General features: G+C 41.8%; 20 protein-coding genes and 1 riboswitch. Of the genes, 10 read left to right on the forward strand and 10 right to left on the reverse strand.

Annotated features, from left to right (window positions below; all coding sequences use genetic code 11):
- The 8 genes from ACTCNA_RS13920 to ACTCNA_RS13955 all read right to left on the reverse strand — a co-directional run.
- Positions 1–371: WD40/YVTN/BNR-like repeat-containing protein (locus ACTCNA_RS13920; protein WP_462948532.1), on the reverse strand; the 371-nt coding region annotated here is incomplete at its 3' end.
- Positions 372–644: 273 nt separating this feature from the next.
- Positions 645–1,277: a rhodanese-like domain-containing protein gene (locus ACTCNA_RS13925; RefSeq protein WP_462948533.1), complete on the reverse strand. Its 633-nt coding sequence runs from the start codon at positions 1,275–1,277 to the stop codon at positions 645–647.
- Between the two features lie 39 nt (positions 1,278–1,316).
- On the reverse strand, positions 1,317–1,931 hold the full coding sequence (locus ACTCNA_RS13930) for a rhodanese-like domain-containing protein (protein ID WP_462948534.1): 615 nt from the start codon (positions 1,929–1,931) through the stop codon (positions 1,317–1,319).
- Between the two features lie 16 nt (positions 1,932–1,947).
- A complete protein-coding gene (locus ACTCNA_RS13935) occupies positions 1,948–2,544 on the reverse strand; it encodes a YeeE/YedE thiosulfate transporter family protein (RefSeq protein ID WP_462948535.1) in 597 nt (198 codons plus the stop codon).
- A 24-nt stretch (positions 2,545–2,568) separates the two neighbouring features.
- Complete coding sequence (locus ACTCNA_RS13940; protein ID WP_462948536.1) at positions 2,569–3,168, reverse strand: YeeE/YedE thiosulfate transporter family protein; 600 nt, start codon at positions 3,166–3,168, stop codon at positions 2,569–2,571.
- Entirely contained in the window at positions 3,107–4,048 is a 942-nt protein-coding gene (gene nrfD, locus ACTCNA_RS13945; protein ID WP_462948537.1) for an NrfD/PsrC family molybdoenzyme membrane anchor subunit, read from the reverse strand. The genes ACTCNA_RS13940 and nrfD overlap by 62 nt, the downstream gene beginning before the upstream one ends.
- Before the next feature lie 19 nt (positions 4,049–4,067).
- Positions 4,068–4,589: a 4Fe-4S dicluster domain-containing protein gene (locus tag ACTCNA_RS13950; RefSeq protein ID WP_462948538.1), complete on the reverse strand. Its 522-nt coding sequence runs from the start codon at positions 4,587–4,589 to the stop codon at positions 4,068–4,070.
- Positions 4,590–4,597: 8 nt separating this feature from the next.
- On the reverse strand, positions 4,598–6,844 hold the full coding sequence (locus tag ACTCNA_RS13955) for a molybdopterin-containing oxidoreductase family protein (protein WP_462948539.1): 2,247 nt from the start codon (positions 6,842–6,844) through the stop codon (positions 4,598–4,600).
- Positions 6,845–7,221: 377 nt separating this feature from the next.
- Here ACTCNA_RS13955 and ACTCNA_RS13960 point away from each other — a divergent pair, with 377 nt between their 5' ends.
- Together ACTCNA_RS13960 and ACTCNA_RS13965 are read left to right on the forward strand one after the other, a co-directional pair.
- Entirely contained in the window at positions 7,222–7,620 is a 399-nt protein-coding gene (locus ACTCNA_RS13960; RefSeq protein WP_462948540.1) for a QcrA and Rieske domain-containing protein, read from the forward strand.
- Positions 7,617–10,340 carry a multiheme c-type cytochrome gene (locus tag ACTCNA_RS13965; protein ID WP_462948541.1) on the forward strand — a complete coding sequence of 908 codons (2,724 nt, stop codon included), beginning with the start codon at positions 7,617–7,619 and terminating at the stop codon, positions 10,338–10,340. The genes ACTCNA_RS13960 and ACTCNA_RS13965 overlap by 4 nt, the downstream gene beginning before the upstream one ends.
- Before the next feature lie 120 nt (positions 10,341–10,460).
- Here ACTCNA_RS13965 and ACTCNA_RS13970 read toward each other — a convergent pair whose 3' ends face one another.
- Both ACTCNA_RS13970 and ACTCNA_RS13975 read right to left on the reverse strand, forming a co-directional pair.
- Positions 10,461–11,318, reverse strand: a complete 858-nt coding sequence (locus tag ACTCNA_RS13970) for a sulfurtransferase (protein WP_462948542.1) — start codon at positions 11,316–11,318, stop codon at positions 10,461–10,463.
- Between the two features lie 142 nt (positions 11,319–11,460).
- Complete coding sequence (locus tag ACTCNA_RS13975; RefSeq protein WP_462948543.1) at positions 11,461–12,153, reverse strand: Crp/Fnr family transcriptional regulator; 693 nt, start codon at positions 12,151–12,153, stop codon at positions 11,461–11,463.
- Positions 12,154–12,266: 113 nt separating this feature from the next.
- Here ACTCNA_RS13975 and ACTCNA_RS13980 point away from each other — a divergent pair, with 113 nt between their 5' ends.
- The 8 genes from ACTCNA_RS13980 (at position 12,267) to ACTCNA_RS14015 (ending at position 18,037) form a co-directional block, all read left to right on the forward strand.
- Positions 12,267–12,467, forward strand: coding sequence for a hypothetical protein (locus ACTCNA_RS13980; RefSeq protein ID WP_462948544.1), 201 nt, complete (start codon positions 12,267–12,269; stop codon positions 12,465–12,467).
- A gap of 196 nt (positions 12,468–12,663) precedes the next feature.
- Positions 12,664–12,801: riboswitch (molybdenum cofactor riboswitch) on the forward strand.
- Positions 12,793–13,524, forward strand: a complete 732-nt coding sequence (locus tag ACTCNA_RS13985) for a sulfite exporter TauE/SafE family protein (protein WP_462948545.1) — start codon at positions 12,793–12,795, stop codon at positions 13,522–13,524. (Overlaps the previous riboswitch by 9 nt.)
- A gap of 1 nt (position 13,525) precedes the next feature.
- Positions 13,526–14,065 carry a molybdenum cofactor guanylyltransferase gene (gene mobA / locus ACTCNA_RS13990; RefSeq protein ID WP_462948546.1) on the forward strand — a complete coding sequence of 180 codons (540 nt, stop codon included), beginning with the start codon at positions 13,526–13,528 and terminating at the stop codon, positions 14,063–14,065.
- Positions 14,062–14,589 carry a hypothetical protein gene (locus ACTCNA_RS13995; protein ID WP_462948547.1) on the forward strand — a complete coding sequence of 176 codons (528 nt, stop codon included), beginning with the start codon at positions 14,062–14,064 and terminating at the stop codon, positions 14,587–14,589. The genes mobA and ACTCNA_RS13995 overlap by 4 nt, the downstream gene beginning before the upstream one ends.
- Positions 14,582–15,757: a molybdopterin molybdotransferase MoeA gene (locus ACTCNA_RS14000; RefSeq protein ID WP_462948548.1), complete on the forward strand. Its 1,176-nt coding sequence runs from the start codon at positions 14,582–14,584 to the stop codon at positions 15,755–15,757. Before ACTCNA_RS13995 ends, ACTCNA_RS14000 begins: the two co-directional genes overlap by 8 nt.
- The gene (locus ACTCNA_RS14005) at positions 15,741–16,541 is read left to right on the forward strand and encodes a GTP 3',8-cyclase MoaA (RefSeq protein ID WP_462948549.1); all 801 of its coding nucleotides are present in this window, start codon (positions 15,741–15,743) and stop codon (positions 16,539–16,541) included. Before ACTCNA_RS14000 ends, ACTCNA_RS14005 begins: the two co-directional genes overlap by 17 nt.
- Before the next feature lie 120 nt (positions 16,542–16,661).
- Positions 16,662–17,111, forward strand: a complete 450-nt coding sequence (moaC, locus tag ACTCNA_RS14010) for a cyclic pyranopterin monophosphate synthase MoaC (protein ID WP_462948550.1) — start codon at positions 16,662–16,664, stop codon at positions 17,109–17,111.
- Positions 17,108–18,037 (forward strand): molybdenum cofactor synthesis domain-containing protein, encoded by a 930-nt coding sequence (locus ACTCNA_RS14015; protein WP_462948551.1) that lies wholly within the window; start codon positions 17,108–17,110, stop codon positions 18,035–18,037. The genes moaC and ACTCNA_RS14015 overlap by 4 nt, the downstream gene beginning before the upstream one ends.
- The last annotated feature ends 408 nt before the right edge of the window (positions 18,038–18,445 follow it).

The raw sequence follows: 18,445 nt of genomic DNA on the forward strand, positions 1-18,445 counted from the left end.
CGCTGGTGGTTATTTTCGCCGGTTCCCACCCAAATTACATTGTGGTTATTCGGATCCATTTTTACCACGCCAATGGAATAAGCACCGTAATTGTCAAAAATGGGATTCCACGTGGTTCCGTTGTTGGTGGTTTTCCAAACGTTTCCGCTGGCCACTGCCACGTAATATTCTTTTGGGTTGTCAGGGTTTACTGCAAAATCGGCAATTCGACCGCTGGCCCATGCCGGGCCAATGCTGCGAAATTTAAGTCCGCTGACAAGGCTGCTTGTAATAATCGTGTCGCCTTTTTCTTCAGCATCTTTTTTCTTTTTGGCCATCGTTACCGAGCTGACCATGAGTAAGCTAATCAATAAAAGTGTAATTTTTCGCATAGGTAATTTATTAAAATATGAGTTATAACTGAATTGTCAGTTTTAAAAGAAGCGGGAAAATTACAAAAAAAAGCCTCGAATTGAACAGGATAAATATCACAGAAATGAGTTTGTACAGGAGAAAGAGCCGTTTGATGCTTTAATAATAAAGAACTAAGATTCTTAAAGAAGACAACTTTTGGGGACTAATATTTAATACATTGAGAAAAGAAAAGCCGGTGAATTGATTCATTCACCGGTTTTAAACTAACAATATATTGTTAATGTTTTTTTTTAACAGCCACCAGCTACGCGTTGCGTTTTTTTCTTCCGAACAGGAATTACCTGCTCCGGTCCTTCGGTTTCAACCGTAACATCGCCAATTCCGGGTGTTTCTTCCACAATTTGTGCATAATCATATTGCGGCGCTTCAATCATGTAAGTTGGTGTTTCCGGCATATCGGAAACATCGAGCGAGTGGGTGGAATAATAATTATATCCGCCTTTTAGCATTTTTATATTGTTGACTCCTAGTTGTTTCAAAATCATCCATGGGCCACTAACCTGCAACTGGTCGGTGCCGTAAAGTATTGCAGTGTTGGCTGAATCAAGACTTCTGAAAAATTCCAGGTTTTCTTCTTCGAGAATGCTGCTCAGCGGGATGTTCACAGCTCCTTCAATATGTCCTTTTTGAAATTCTCCGGGGTTGCGCAAATCTACAAAATGGAGGGTTACCGAATTATCCTCTTTAAGAAATCGGAGCTCTTCGGGAATGACTTCCATCTCGTTGGAAGTTAATGCCATCTCGAGCGCTTCTTCCTGCGATAATTCATACGGATGCTCGGGCTGACTTATGCTTATCAAAGCAATCAGGATAATTACGACAAAAGCAATTGCTCCGATTATCAGGTTATTTGATTTTTTCATAATTCTCTTTCTTTTAAACTGAAAAGATTTAAAATTTATTTAGCAACCTCCTGCAACGGTCCGTTTTTTTTCCCGGCGCTGCATTGGCAACTCTTTTCTTTCCACATCAGTGTTTATATCCATGCTTCCGCCACCAAAATATAAACTGGCAGCTTTGCATTTGTTATATTCTTCGAACGCTGATTTTGAGGCTGTTGGTGGCGGAGGTACAGGGCGCATTACGGTCTCCATCCAATGGTTCAGGCCACCATTCATCACGTAGTTTTTCCGGTATCCTTTCCGGAGGCAAAGCATCCAGGCCTGGTTGGCTTTCAGGCCGCCATTCGAAATGAAAATGTTTTCCCTTCCAATCGGGTCGAGATAACCCTGGTATTCAGGATTGTTCAATTCCTCCAGCGGAATGTTGATAGCTCCCGGAAGTGTAAATTCCTGGTATTCTTCAGGTGATCTGACATCAATAATCTGAAAGGAAGGATCGTTTTCAATTATCTTTTGCGCCACAAAAATCGGTTCTTTATAACGAGTTTGGTCATTCAGTTCCTGCAGTAACCGCTCCGCTGGCACCTGATTTTTGGTTACCTTGTTGGGCAGCAGAATTGTTCCTGCTCCGAGAACAATGAGGATAGCGGCTAAAATGATATATCTTTTTCTCATCGGATTTCTGATTTTTTTAGAATTCTACTCGTTTTGGCCGTAGTTTTTTTTCAATTTTTGTTGCTACAAAAAATGCTGCAATGGCAACAATAATTAGTATCAGTATAAACAATCCGGCGTTAATTCCCAGTGATTCATACACTTTTACCGGCCCCAGCGAATTTGCTGTATAAACGTTTTTCAGGAAAGGGAAAAATTCGGAGAATATGAAAATCCCAACCATCATTCCACCCCAAAAGACCCAACCGTCAATTTTTCCGATTGCTGCGGCGCAGGTACTTGTTCCGGGGCAAAATCCGCCAATTACAAAACCTACACCCATCACAATTCCGCCAATGATGGCTCCGTTAAGAAAAGTTGGGTTCACGTATAGAAAACCTGCGTCAATCCATCCGGCATAATCAAAATAGAATAATCCCAAAGCCGCTGTTATTGCTGCTGTGAAAAACACTTTCAGAACGACAAAATCGTAGCCGTAAAAAACACCGGCCAGTTTTCGGGAAGATGAAAATCCGGAAGATTCGAGAATGAACCCGAAAGCCATTCCAATGAGTAGTGCAATTACATTGCTCCACTGTCCGTCGATAATTCCTTGTGGTATTAATGGTCCCATTGTATCTGTTTTTATCGTTCTAAATTAAATCCAAAGTTTTCTGAAAAAATAGGCAGCGAGGAATCCGGTGCCAAAAATAGCAAGCATGGTTACAAAACCGGCGGTAGCAAGTGTTGCCATTCCGCTCAGTGCGGCACCACTTGTACATCCACGGCCGAGTTGTGAGCCGAATCCAAATAAAATACCTCCGATTGCAGCAGCCCACAAACGTTTTTTTGATGAAATTTTCGGTGAGTGCTCGGTTTTAAAACCCAGCCTTCCGGAAAGTGTGCCGCTTAAAAATGCACCAGCCAACATGCCCAGCACTTCAAACGATAACCAGGTGTCCATAATATTCCGATCGTCGCTTATAAATTTGCTGTAGTATTCTGAACGGGCAGCATGTTCAGGAGACACGACATCCACTGCTGCTACCACTGTGGTTTTTGCCGCTCCACTGGCTCCAAGTCCTCTTCCGGTTATAAAAAATGTAACCAAAAGCAACAGCCCCAGCAGAAATCCGCCAAGATAAGGGTTGATGTATTTTTTACTTCTGTCTTTCATTTTTTTTGAATTTTTAGATTTAATAAAGATAACGTGTAAACTGGCCGGCCTCAACCATAATAAAACGGAATACCAGGCCACCAAAAAGGATAAGAAATGCCGGAATTCCAACCGGAATTTTGAATCCTCGTAATTCCAGTACTTCCAGAGTCAGCGGAAACACAAGCCCGAGTATCACAAAAAATACCCAGAATGAAACGGTGAACTGACCACCGAGGAACAACATGGCAGAAGCAATTTTTACTTCTGAACCGGCCAAAAATCCCATAATCATGTGGGTAACCAAAAAAAGTTCGATGATAATGAGCAGAATGTCAATCCGGCTCATAATTTTTCGTTCGTAATGACTTTTGGACATCCAGATTATAGCAGCCGCTCCGGTCGATAATCCTGAAACGAGGAAAAGTGGTCCGAGTATCGATGTATTCCAAAGTGGCCGTGCATTAAAAGCTGACAGCAGAATTCCGGTGTATATTCCAAGAATTACAGCCAAAACAATTAAAATCCATGCCAGCTCAACTTTGTGTTTTATTACAAAAGCTTCGAATTTGTCAAGAAATTTCCAGGGCCATTTCCAGCCCGGAACAATTTCTTTCATGTAAGTAGCCACCCAGATTATACTTAGAGGGGTAACCAGCATCAGTGTCCAGGCTCCCCACGACATGGGCGACTGTAATCTTACAGTGGTGTACAAACGCCAGAAATAGAGCTGGTGTTTCAGGTCGAGAAACAGCGCCAAAAGACCAACTATCAGCGCTACAGGTACAATAAAAGTAGCCCATTTTACAGTAGTCGGCATCTCTTTTTCCCTGCCGGAGATTGTATAAAATGCAGCAAAAAATAGGATACCAGCTGCCAGCCCGCCAAGAAAAAGATAAACCGGAATATGCCAGTGCCAGATGTTCAGATACGGATCAATATTGGGGTTCATCCGGCCGCTTATTAATAATTCTTCCTTCATTGTTCGTTCATTTTAAAGTTTAAAGAAGATAAAATATATGAGGATCGGTACCTGCTTCAGGAGCAAGCGCTTTATAATTCCTGTTTTTCATTGCTTCGGAAGCATTGCTGCTTGGGTCATCCAAATCACCAAAATACATACATTTAGTAGGACAAACTGCCACACATGCAGGATCCTGTCCGTCTTTCACACGGTGATCACAGAAAGTGCATTTGTCAACATATCCTTCGGGGTGCGAGTATCTTGCATCGTAAGGGCAAGACTGGATACAGGCACCACAACCGATGCATTCTTCAGGTGTAACTTTCACAATTCCACCATCGATAATGTGGCTGGCTCCGGTGGGGCAGCACCTTACACAAGGTGCATTGTCGCAGTGGTTACATCTTTCTGAACGGATTTCCAACTCTACGTTCGGGTAAGTTCCGGCAACCATTTCTGCCACCCAGTCACGGGCATAACCAATCGGTACATTGTTTTCTGTTTGACAGGCAACTACACAGTCAGAACAGCCGACACACTTTTTGGTGTCTATTGCCATGGCATATCTCATGATTCAACCTCCATTTCCGGTTCTTCGGTTAGGAAAGTTACAAAATTGGAACGCATCCCTGTCCCTCCCATTACCGGGTCAATTTTTACATTTGTTATTAACTCTGCATCGCTTGCTCCTTTTCCGTAGGCCCGGGACAGTCGTTTGTTGTGATGCCCGAAACCGTGCGGCATAAATACGGAATCCCACCGGATACGCTCAGTTACCCTGACCTGTATCGGGAACCGGGTGGTTTTTCCGTCCTGGTTCTTCAGCCAGATATATTGGCCGTTTTCAATTCCCCAGATGGTTGCCACTTTTGGGTTGATCCAAAGCCACGGTTCGGGTTTTAAATCCACCAGATTAGGATTATTCGCCGTCCGGCTGAAAGTATGCGCCGGCGTGCGGCCATAAATCAGGCGGTAATAACCTTGGGGCGGCTCTTCGTGTTTCGTGAACGAAGGCAGTGGGTCGAATCCGGCATTTTGCATTTCAGTGGAGTAGAGTTCAATTTTTCCTGAGTTGGTATTGAATTCGAAATCTTCACCATCTGCAAGATAAGGTGCGCCAAACACCCGATCGAATTTTTTTACTCCTATTCGTTGCATTTCCTCCAGCGAAGAACCAACTTGTTTGAGCTGCCAGTCGAGTACTTCTTCAATATCTTTCCATGGGAAATATTTTTGGAGGCCCAGCTTTTCTCCCAGTTGTTTGGCGATCCACCATGCCGGTTTCGAGTCGTATTTTGGTTCGGTGGCCGGCATGCGCAGTGCAACGTTGGGCTCGCGGTGAGGTGCCGACCGGATATAATCGTAACGTTCGAGATACGTACACTCTGGGAGCACAACATCTGCATAACCCGTAATTTCCATTGGCATTGTATCAACAACTACAAGGAACTCGAGCGCCTGCATGGCTGTTAATGTCTGTTGCTTGTCAGGCAAGGTTAGCGGAAGATTGGTTCCTGCCACCAGCCAGCTTTTTATCAAATGTTTCGGGTTGTTTTCCGGAATCGATGCTTCTACCAAAGCATTGGAAACCGGAAGTAGTGCAAGCGGATATTTTTCATCGTGAATATCTTTCCAGTCCCATTCAGGATGAGGTGTGGCCGGTGTTGGGAATGAAGGCAAACTCTTTGCCTCCGGGAAATAAAATCCTCCACGGTGTCCCCATGAACCAAGTAGTCCGTTAAGAATTGCAATGGCACGTTCTCTTTGGGTGTCGTCGCCATACCATGTAACATGTCGTCCCGGATGAACAATTACCGAGGGCGCAGCGGCTGCCATTTCGTAGGCAGTTTTGCGAATCAATGCCGGTTCGAGTGTAGTAATTCCGTAAGCCCATTCCGGCGTCATTTTGCTCACATGTTCTTTCAGTTCATCAAAACCGTAAGTGTATTTTTCTACAAAATCTTTATCGTACAACTCATCGTTGATAATCACATTTATCCAGGCAAGCAGCAACGCAATGTCGGTTGATGGTTTAATTGGCAGCCAGAATTTCGATTTGCTGGCGGCTGTCGAAAAGCGCGGGTCAACCGTAATAATTGTAGCACCGTTATCTATGGCATCTGCCATTTCCTGTACCTGCCCGTTGTGCATATTTTCGCCAATGTGTGAACCAATCAGCACGAGACATTTGGTATCACGGATGTCGGTTGGTTCAGGTGAACCAACTCCGCTGCCATAAGTGGCTGCAAATGCCACTTCGCGCGGACCACGGCACTGTGCATACGACGGATGTGCTTCAGTATGCGAACCAAATGCATGAAGCAAATGTCCGAGGTGCGAACCGGGTGAGCCGTGGAAAAAACCGGCAATGGTTTCTGCCCCGTATTTTTGTTTGATGTCCTGGTATTTTTCAGCAATCAAATTAAGCGCTTCATCCCAGCTTGCTTCCCTGAAAGTCTGCTTTCCGTTTTCTGTGGTACGAATGAGTGGCGTTTTCAGCCGGTCTTCATCATGATACATCCCGATTCCGCCGGTTCCGCGCGGGCACATCCGGCCATTGCTGTGTGGATCGTCGTCGTTTCCGAGTATTTTTACGATGTTTCCCTCTTCGTCAGTGTGCGTCCATCCGGCACATTTCCAGAAACAGACTTCACAATAAGTCGGGTAGCGATGTAATTTCAGGTTTTTATCAGTGGCCAGGGACGAAAGTTCTTCCTGAATTTCTGAACCTTTTGACCAGAAAGCACCTCCTGCCATAGCAAGTCCCCCTGCTGTAAGCGCTGATATTTTTATAAAATCCCTGCGAGTTTTCATTTAATTTGAACTTAAAAATTCTTATCTATCTTAATGAGGATAGTTCTATTTAAAAATGTTGTTAGTGCAATTAAAGAAACGATGTAAACTTCATTTGCAAAAATAGTTAAAAAAGAAATGAGAAATTTGATAATGATCAGTAAAACAGTACTTAATATATTTGCTTCGAAAGATTGAGATATTTAAATATATATATGTGTCTGATTGACAAATGTGTAAAATTTTATTTAGATTCTTTATAAATTTTTGGTGAGGTGTATTTCTGCCGGCAATTCGTTAAAAACAGATAATTAAGTCTGATTTTAAAGTGAATTTTTTAAATATGAATCTGTATTTTTACGCATCTTTTAGAGTTGTTCTATCCAAAAAATTTGAATTTGAAACAAATTAGCAGAAAACGTTTTTTCAGGATATTGATTAACCTGTTGATAGTGGGGTTTGTATTTGCTTTTGCAAAACTTACCAGGCTCAATCAGCACTTAACCAGAACCAGGACATACACAATCGATAAGAAAAGTTTGAATGCAGGATATAATTTTTTTGAAGAGTTTATTGTTTGGGTGAATGCCGATAATTTAAAAGTTTTGTCATCGAGATGTACACACCTCGGATGCAGAATTGCAAAAGCAGAAGGGCAGGAACTGGTTTGCCCATGTCATGGTTCGCGATACAATAATAGCGGGGAGCCGGTTCAGGGGCCTGCGCCACGGAAACTTGAAATACCGGATTTCGAAATTTCAGGTGAAAAAATAATTATTACGTTTGCTACAGGATGAAGTTTAAAATTTTTTTTAGCGGTTTTATCTATGATACTTTTGGTGCCATTGCCACCGCAAACCTGCTGATTTGTGCTTTGTCTGGCATCGCCGTTGCCGTTTCGTTCGATGTAAATGCGCCTTATGATTCAATCAGCCGGTTTATCATTCAAAATCCGTGGGCCGGTTTTTTTCGGAATTTCCATTACTGGTCGGGACAACTTTTTCTGATTTTTACCATCATTCATACCATCGATCATTTTAGCCGGAAAACCGAAGGACGTGTTAAAAAAGGAGTGTGGTTGCGGGTTACAATTTCGGTTGCAGTTACTTTTTTTGTGATGCTTTCAGGGTTTATTCTGAAAGGTGATGCCGATGCACTGCAGGCCCGCCGGATTCTCGATTCACTGTTGCGCGATGTTCCGTTAGCCGGCGATTTTCTCGCATCTGGATTAATTGGTCGTGAAGGTAATTTTCAGTTATTGTATGTTCATCACATTGCCACCGCCACCATTTTTTTATTTGTGGTTGTTTATGAACATGCCAGATACATTTGGACGAAAGCCCGCACGACTCTGATTACCATTTTGTTGGTTGCTATTCTTAGCTATTTTTTTAGAGCGCCGTTGCACGATAACATTAACCCGGTGTTAAAGGGACCGTGGTATTTTGTGGGATTTCAGGAAATTCTTCACTGGATGTCGCATGCCGGCTGGTCGTTATTGATTATTTTACTGGTATTTGTTCTTTTCTATTTTATCCCACGACTGAAAAACCATGCTGCGCTGAATGCAAAACGAATCCTGCTGGTTTTATTTGTAGCGTATAGCCTTCTTACGTTTGTCGGTTATTTTTTCAGGGGCGAAAACTGGCGGTGGGATCCCTCATATATAAAAGAGGCTTACAATCCCTTCAAAACCAGTAGAGTTTCATTTTTATTAACTCCCCAAAATTTTAAAGAAATTCCATCGGTACGCGGCCGCCGCGAAGCCTGCCTGGTTTGCCACGAAGATGTCCAGGGTTTTACGGCCTCGCACAGTACAGAAGGTCTGGGATGCACTTCTTGTCATCTGGGCGATCCGTTTACACTGGATAAAAATGAAGCACACAAAAAAATGATTGCGTTGCCCGGAAATCTCGAAAATGCATCAAAGACATGCGGCACGGCAGATTGTCATCCTGATATTACCGATCGCATTCAAAAAAATATAATGACCACCAATAGCGGAATGGTCACGGTTGACCGATTTGTGTTTAATGAAGAAGATGATTTGTCGGCACTGGCGCATGTACAACAAATCGGGCACAGTGCGGCCGACCAACATTTCCGCAATTTATGCGCACATTGTCACCTGGGAAATCCGAAACGGGAATTTGGTGAAATTGATGAACTGAGCCGCGGTGGAGGCTGCAACGCCTGCCACCTGAATTACAGCGAAGATGCACGTAACGAATTGACTACTTACCTAACGGATGAAACGGATACCTTGCTAACTAATTTTCATCCCGAAGTGTCCTTGAAAATAACTGATAACCATTGTTTGGGCTGCCACAGCCGCTCAGGACGGATTTCGACCAATTACGAAGGCTGGCACGAAACCTTGTTGGAATCGGTGGATCAAGGCTATGAAACAGAAAAATACAGGGAACTTCAGGACGGGCGTATTTTTCGATTTGTTTCCGACGATGTTCATCACGAACTGGGGCTGGAATGCGTGGATTGCCACACTTCTTACGAATTGATGGGCGATGGAAATTTGTATGCTCACAAAGAACAGCAGCAAAAAGTGAAGTGTGAAGATTGCCATTTCGAGGGCAAACCGCAAACTGTATCATACGACGAACTAACTTCGGAAGAACAGAAAATTGTTGATCTCCGTGAGCACATTTCAAGGGACAAACAGTTTCTGATTACTGAAGATTACAGGCAGGCGCTTGTAAATACCTGGTTCGAAAACGACACCGCGATTTTTATTGGAAAGAACACGAAAAAGCTTTTTGCGATGAGGCCGCCTGCCGAGGTTTGCACACGGGGTGAGGCGCATTCTGATGTAACCTGCTCTGCGTGTCATTCGGCATGGGCACCGCAGTGTGTCGGATGCCACAATGCGTATGAAGAGGATGCTGTAAACGGATTCGATTTGCTGGAATATGAAGAGACAAAAAGTGCCTGGGAAGAATACATTGGCGAGTATTTAGCCGATCCACCAACTTTAGGTGTGATAGAAAATGACTCGACCCGCGAAATTATCGGTTTTACACCCGGAATGGTTTTGTCAATCGATGTGGGGTCTTACCCGGGAATTCCGGAAGGTTCAACAATTTTTAAGCGATTATTTGCGCCATTGTCGCCGCATACCACCGCAGCAAAAGGCCGCGACTGTAAATCGTGCCACAACAGTTCGCTTGCACTTGGTTATGGAAGGGGAGAGTTGGAATACCGCACCGCCGGTAATCGGGGAGAGTGGTTTTTTAAGCCACACTACGCCAATAACCGTTTTGATGGTTTGCCCGAGGATGCCTGGATTGATTTTATGCAGGAAAGAACCGATCAGGCTGCCACGCGCACCGACGGCAGACCCTTCAACCGCAAAGAGCAGGAGAAAATATTACTGGTTGGTTCGTGCCTCGAATGTCACGATCAGAATTCGGAGTTGATGTTGAGCAGCCTGGATGATTTTCAGCGATTAATCAGTTCCCGCAGTTCTCAGTGTATTTTGCCTAACTACTATATTGAATAATGAATATGCAATAGGTTTTAGATTTCGGAATGTTTTTTTTACGCTAATTGAATTAGGTGCTTAAACCTTAAAATATGAATTGTAATTAACAAGGGGTTGCAACCCCTTGTTTTAATTCAATCAGGCTTCAACCTTGTTGTTTGCATCCAGTTTCCATTCAAGAAACGAACCGTCATACACCTTTAAATTGGGATAGTTCAACTCTTTTAACGCCAGGTAAACGAAACTCGCCCTGACACCTGAATTGCAATAAATGATTATGGTTTTACCGGGAGTTATTCCCACTCCTTCGAAAATCGTTTTTAATTCTTCTTTCGGTTTCAGCAGCCCGTTTTCATCTTTTAAGTTTTCAAAATCTACGTTCACTGCCCCGGGAATATGTCCGTTTTTTGAATTTGCTTCTGAAGCGCCGGAGAAGTCTTCGGCAGGGCGTGCATCCAGAATTATCACGGAAGCATCGGCGATGGCATCCTTTACATCATTTATGGTTGCCAGTTGTTTTTTATCGACAGCTGCATTAAAAACCACAGGATTTGTTTTGGTAGGTGAAACTGTTATATACCCGTTGATATTTTTCCAGGCAGGCAGATTTCCGTCAAGCATTTTTACTTTTTTCGCCCCAAGGTATTTCAGCGTCCAGTATAGCCGTGCTGCATATTTCCCGACCCCGTCGTCGTAAACAACCAGTGTTTTGTCCGACGATATACCTTTTGAGCCTAAAATCTGCACCATTTCTTCGGGTGTTTTAACCAGGTTCTTTACAGGCTGGTGGTTGCACAATTCGTTGTATGGCATGTTGATGGCACCTTTTATGTGAATTCTGTATCCCTCGTTTGAGCCTGCCCAAATAACCTGCACATTTTCGTCATCGTATATTCCAGCAAGTTCTTCTGCCGAAATCAAATTTTGAGCATTTACTGTTGTAATGGCAGATATATAGAGAATGAATAGTAAGATGCTGTTTTTTAATGATTTCATTGTTTTGTAATCTTAAGATTTTAATTTGTTGATTATTGAAAAGGAATTTCTTTTCAACCGGGTGTCAAAATTAATAAATGCAGTTTAATTGATGGTAAAACTTGCAAATTTTTCTCGGTTTGGTTATAGCGGGTTTGCTGAATCAGCCTTTATTTTTAATTTGTTCCAGTTTTTTTTCGTCTAAAATTTTTATGAATTTATTCTCTGATTCAATAAATCCGGCATCCTGAAATTCCTTCAACTGTCGTGAAACACTTTCCCGCGATGTTCCGATTAGTGAAGCCAGTTCCGATTTTGTCAGGTTCAAACTGAATGTTTTACTCTGATATACCTGATTTTTAAAATAAAGCAGCGTATTGGCCAGGCGGCCCGGCAATTGTTGCTGCACATTATTTACAAGCCTATCGAAATAGTTCATTTCATCATTAAAAATGTACGTAATCACCTCGGTTGCAAATTTGCCATTCAATTTCAGTAGTTTCCCAAATTTGTCGATGTTGATAAAGCAGATTTCAGCCTCGGTAATTGCGGTGGCCGAGAAGTAATATTTGAAATTCTTTTTACTCAGGTTTTGAATGCCCAGGTAAGCACCTTTCCCCGAAATACTCAAAATGAAATCTTTGTTTCCGATACCTTTTTTTGAGAGTTTCACAAAACCTTTCCTAATGTAAGCGATGTGCTTGGCAGGTGCACCTTCTTTAAAAATTAAATCCTTTTTATTGAAAATCATTTGTGAGCACCCTTTCCCCAGAAAAAACAATTCTTCCTGGGTTAAAGTCTCAACAGCAGAAGATTTGAAAATACAATTATGACAGATTGCTTTAGTTTCGTTCATGTTTCTGTTTCTCTTAGTGGGTGTGAGTAATGTCACATTTTTTGAATATTTATATCACACAAAATTATGAACAAAATATCATTATTCGGCGTAAATTTGTAAAAAATAAAGTTATGCAAAAGTTTTTAGTTTTGATGTGCTATCATCTCGGAATCTGGGGATTTTTAGGATTCGTTGCTACGTTAACTATCGGTTTTATTGCTTGCTGCACAAATATTTCAAAACCTGTTTATTTTATTTTGCTCGGGAGTTTCGCAGCAGTTGGTATTTCCGCTTCAATTATCTGTGCGGCACGCAGATGTAAAGAGAAATAGGACTGAATGATTTAGCTTTTGTGCCTGATGTGAATGCTTTTTTTTTAGGATTCTTAAATTGAATTATTCAGAATAAGAATGTATTCTGCAATCCTTCCGGGTTGGCGGATTTTTTTATTTATGCCAACTCAAAACCTATGCACTTGAAAAAATCTAATTATTTTCATATCTAACAATCGGAATATTTTAATAATTTTGCCATCATATTCTCCGAGTTTTTTTCCTAAACTGTATTCAGCAAGGAAAACAAACCGATGGGATGTGCCGGAAACTGCATATCCTCCCGAGTTTTATTTTTAAAATGAATTGGAAAGGGGAAGATTGAATGGAATTTGGAATTTTATTTTTCGTATTAATTTTTGTTACCGCCATTTTGTATTCATCGGTAGGGCATGGTGGAGCCAGCGGTTATCTTGCAATTATGGCGCTTTTTGCAGTTTCCCCCGAAAATATGCGGGCATCTGCTTTAATCCTGAACCTTTTTGTTGCAGGCATCTCTTTTTATTCTTACTACAAAGGGGGGTTCTTTAAATTGAGACTCCTCTTTCCTTTTATAATTTTGTCAATTCCCATGTCGTTTTTGGGAGCCCGCATCCAAATAAACCCATCAACCTATAAAATTATACTTGGTATTTTTCTGTTAATTGCCATAGCCCGGATGCTTTTTGTTGCAAAAAAGCCAATAAACACCAAGCCGTTAAATATTCCGTTGGCTCTTGTAATTGGCGCAATTCTCGGTTTTTTTTCAGGAATGATCGGAATTGGCGGCGGCATCATTTTAAGTCCTGTTCTGTTAATACTAAACTGGGCAACCATTAAAGAAACTGCTGCTGTTTCTGCCATTTTTATTTTTTTGAATTCGGCTGCGGGTTTATCCGGATTGGCTTCCAGGGGAATTTTGAATCCGGTTCCTGAAATTTATTTTTTAATTGCTTTAGGTATTGCCGGTAGTTTAATTGGCTCACATGTGGGAAGGGTAAAACTCACCTCGGCGAAGTTAACCTATCTGCTGTCGTTTGTGTTGCTCTTTGCCAGTTTCAAGCTATTTTATTTTTAATATGAGATTCACAGCAATAATACTGACAGGAGGAAAAAGCTCCCGGATGGGGCAAGACAAGGGAATTGTTTTGTACCGCGGAAAACGATTGGTGGAGCATGTTGTTACAGCTTGTAAAAAGTTGACTTCTAATATTCTTATCAGCACCAATAATCCGGAATACCGTTTTCTGGGATATGAATTAATTGAAGATAACTTCAAAGAAATAGGGCCAATTGGCGGAATTCAGGCGGTTCTTGCAGCATCCAAAACAGAGGATAATATTTTCTGCCCGTGTGATATGCCGGGAATTAAACCTTCAGTTCTCGAAAAAATTCTGGAAGAAAAGAAAAATTTTCAGGTAGTTGTAGCGGCCTGTTCAAATGGTAAAACCTATCCTGTTTTGGGGTACTACAACAAAAATGTATTACCAGTAATCGAAAAACAGATTGAAAAAGGTGATTTTAAAATGCAACATCTGTTAAAAGAATTGAATGCGCAAACCGTTGTTTTTCATGACGAAACCTTAAAAAACATAAACTTTCCTGAGGATTTGCAATGAAAAGTTATCCGAACATATTGCTTGTGATGGGCACCGGGCGGAATGTCGGTAAAACACTTTCTGCCTGTAAAATCATTCAAAAGTTGTCGGAAACACATCGGACAGTCGGGGTGAAAATTTCTCCCCATTTTCATGAGTTGGACTCCGACCTGAAATATCTTCACAAATCGGAAGAACTGGTAATTGTTGAGGAACAAAATATCACCCAAAAAGACAGTTCGCGGATGTTGCAGTCTGGTGCTGAAAAAGTGTTTTATGTGCAGGAGAAAAATGAAAATCTAAGAGAAGCATTTAACATGATTTTAGAATCTATTCGACCGGAACAGCCGGTGGTTGTTGAATCAGGCGGATTGTACGATATTCTGGAACCTGGCTTGTTGTTTTTCGTTTCAGGAGAAAAACCAAAAAAACAAATGCAATTCCGAAAAGGTACGAATGTTGTTAAGGTGCAATCCAACGAAATAAAAATTTTTGAATGGAATACCATTCAGTTTACAAACAGAAAATTTACCCGATATGCTTGAATACAAAGATGCGCTGCAATTGATAGTTTCATCGGCCAACCAGATGCCGGTTGAAAAGGTTGAATTGCGTGATTCGCTTAAACGGGTATTGGCTACCGATGTGATTCACGACATGGACATGCCGCCGTTCAACAAGTCTGCCATGGACGGATATGCCTGCCGGCAGTCGGATTTGAGCAACAAACTGGAGGTAATTGAAACCATTTTTGCCGGAAAGCTGCCCGAAAAAGCTATTGGCAAAAATCAATGTTATAAAATAATGACAGGTGCCGTGGTTCCGCCGGAAGCTGATTTTGTTTTCAAAAAAGAGGATGCAGAAATAGCTGAAAGCGGAAAAGTAATTTGCAGGAAACCATCATCGCCCAACAATATTTGCTATCGCGGAGAAGACATTCAGAGAGGACAGATTGTGCTGAATAGGTCAACATTGCTCACACCGCGTCATTTGCCGGTGCTTGCCGGAGCCGGGGTGAGCAGGCCAAATGTTTACAGTCGGCCGAAAATTACTGTTTTTGCTACCGGAACCGAACTGGTGGAACCTGCCGAACAACCAAAATCGTTTCAGATTCGCAACTCCAACTCTTCTCAGATGCTGGCCCAAATTTTGGAAATGGGAGTTAATGCAAATTACGGCGGAATTATAAAAGATGAGGAAAGAGTGCTCAGAGAAAAAGTGAGTACGGCGCTTGATTCGAGCGACATCATTTTTCTTACAGGTGGCGTTTCGGTTGGCGAATACGATTTTATGCCCATTGTACTTGAAAACCTGGGGTTCGAAATTCTGGTTTCTGCAACAGCCATAAAACCTGGCAAACCTATGGTTTTTGCACGTAAGGGAAGCAAGTATTGTTTTGGTTTGTCGGGCAACCCGGTTTCTTCGTTTGTGCAGTTCGAATTGTATGCAAAACCATTTCTTTATGCATTGATGGGACACAATTTTGAACAAAAAATTTTAATTTTTCGGATGGGAAAAGAATTTAACCGAAAAAAAGCAGATCGGATAAATTTTGTGCCGGCCAATGTAAATCAAAAAATGGAGGTCATTCCGGTTGAATTTCATGGTTCGGCACACATTAACGCGCTTAGCGGAGCGTCATATTTGCTGGAGGTTCCGAAAGGCGTAAAAACGATTAATAAAGGTGAAAGGGTAAATGTTAGACCGTTATAACAGAAATATCACGTACCTGCGGATTTCGGTAACCGACCGCTGTAACCTTCGATGTGTTTACTGTATGCCCGAAGGCGGTGTGCAACTGCTGAAAAAAGAAGATATTCTCAGCCTCGAAGAAATTGCTGAAGTAGTAAAAGCGGGTGCCGGACTGGGAATAAAAAAGATCCGTTTAACAGGTGGCGAACCGCTGGTTAGAAAAGGGATTGTAAATTTGGTAGAAATGATTAACCGGATTGATGGCATTGAAGAAATTACAATGACCACCAACGGTGCGCTGTTATCGAAATTTGCCGAACCGCTTAAAAAGGCCGGTCTCGACCGGATCAACATCAGCCTCGATTCGGTTGTGTCCGACCAGTATGAACGTATTACCCGTGGCGGAAATCTTAAAAATGTGTTTGAAGGAATCAGAGCAGCAAAAAAAGCCGGACTGACTCCCATAAAAATTAATGTGGTAAAATTGAGCGACGCGGAAAATCAGCAAACTGATTTGCTAAAGAAATTTGCGGCTGATGAAGGATTGCAAGTACGGTTTATCACACAAATGGATTTGCGAACCGGCAAATTCACCCAGGTGGAAGGTGGCGATGGAGGAAACTGTGCCATTTGCAACCGCCTGCGGCTGCTGGCAGACGGAACCATCAAACCTTGCTTGTTCAGCAACAAAGGATTCAACATCAAAGAATACGGAATTGAAAATGCTTTTTTGATGGCGCTGAATAAAAAGCCGAAAAAGGGAGTCATCAACAAACAAAACAACTTTTACAATATTGGCGGTTAGGAAGTATAACTCTCCCTCTTTTCCCTCTCTTCGAGAAGAGAGGGATGATTTTATGTAATAAAATCAGGGTGAGTTTTATAAAAAGAAAATCCATTTATAGAATGAATAATTTAAGAAAGTATGTCCGATAAATTTTCACATATCAACGAAAAAGGCGAAGCCAACATGGTGGATGTGGGTGCAAAACCAATTCAGGAGCGTGTTGCCAAAGCTTCAGGGAAAATTTCCCTTCATAAGAAAACGCTGCAGCTCATTCAGCAAAATGCCATCGAAAAAGGCGACATCTTTTCGGTAGCACGCGTTGCAGGTATTCAGGCGGCAAAAAATACATTTAATTTGATTCCGCTTTGCCACCAGTTGCAACTCACAAAAATTGCGGTTGATTTTCAAGTTGAAAAAGATGGGATTCGCACTTTTTCGACAGTAAAATGCAGCGGAAAAACCGGCGTAGAAATGGAAGCTTTAACTGCTGTTAATGTAGCCTTGCTTACCATCTATGATATGTGTAAAGCCGTGGACAAAAACATGGAAATGAGTGAAATAAAACTGCTGGAGAAAACAAAAAAATGAAACAAACAGATATACGTTCCCTGAATATTTCAGAAGAAAAAGGCACGGTGAAAACACCGGTAGAATCTGTGGCAATTAATGAAACCGGTGTGAAAGGTGATGCACACGCCGGTTACTGGCACCGGCAAGTGAGTTTGCTGGGACTGGAAAGCCTCAAAAAAGCGGAAGAGCAAAACAAACGCAAATTTAATTTTGGAGACTTTGGCGAAAACATTACCACCGAAGGACTTGAACTGCACAAAACAAATATTCTCGATCGGTTTGAGTGCGGCAATGTGGTTTTACAGGTCACCCAAATTGGAAAAAAATGCCACACCGGTTGCGAAATCATGCAGCAGGTGGGAAGTTGCATTATGCCCGTTGAGGGAATTTTTTGCCGTGTACTGAAAACCGGGCAACTGAAAAAGGGAGACAAACTGACTTACATTCCAAAAGAAATTAAAGTTTTGGTTGTCACGCTCAGCGACCGCGCTGCCAAAGGAATTTATAAAGACAAAAGCGGCCCTTTCGCCGCAAAACTGGTAAAAGAGTTTTTTGAAAGAGGAAACCGGCCGGTAAATGTTGAAAACATTATTATTCCGGACGATGAGAAGATGCTGGAAGAACTTCTTTTCGATGCTGCCAAAGAAAAGGTTGATATTATTATTACCACCGGAGGTACCGGAATCGGAAGTCGCGATATTACCCCCGATGTTGTTAAAAAGTTGCTCGACAAAGAAATTCCGGGAATCATGGAACTTATCCGCACAAAATATGGCAGCGAAAAACCCAATGCGTTGCTGAGTCGAAGTGTGGCCGGGGTCATTCAAAAATCACTGGTTTACACCTTGCCCGGCAGTGTGAAAGCGGTAAAAGAATACCTCGATGAAATTACCAAAACGCTGGAGCACTCGTTACGAATGATAAACGATATCGATTCACATTGATTTTTGAAATTGTGTTATCACAAAATGTGATACCTTCAAAATAATTTATAAATAGCTATCAATCCTAATGTATGTCAAAAATAAAGGGAGTAACTCAAAAACTTTATTTTGTGGATAGATAATTTACGGAAATACAATCCTTATTTATATGAAATTATTGGCGGTTATTTCCCGGAAGTCGAGTTCAGCTTGTCGTGCCACTGCAAAAATTAATTGCACTTGCCTGGCGGCGAAACTGCTTTTTGGGAACTCTGCCAAACAGTGGACAAAAGGCTAAATATTATTTTGAGGAGCTATGAGTTTTGGCTGATTTTATTCCACGCAGAATTCGAAAAATAAAAGAAACGCTAAAATTCGCAAAGAAAAAACAAATGACTGAGAATGATACTACTCAGTTGCTCACCTATC

The sequence above is a fragment of the Tangfeifania sp. genome (genome assembly GCF_055108615.1).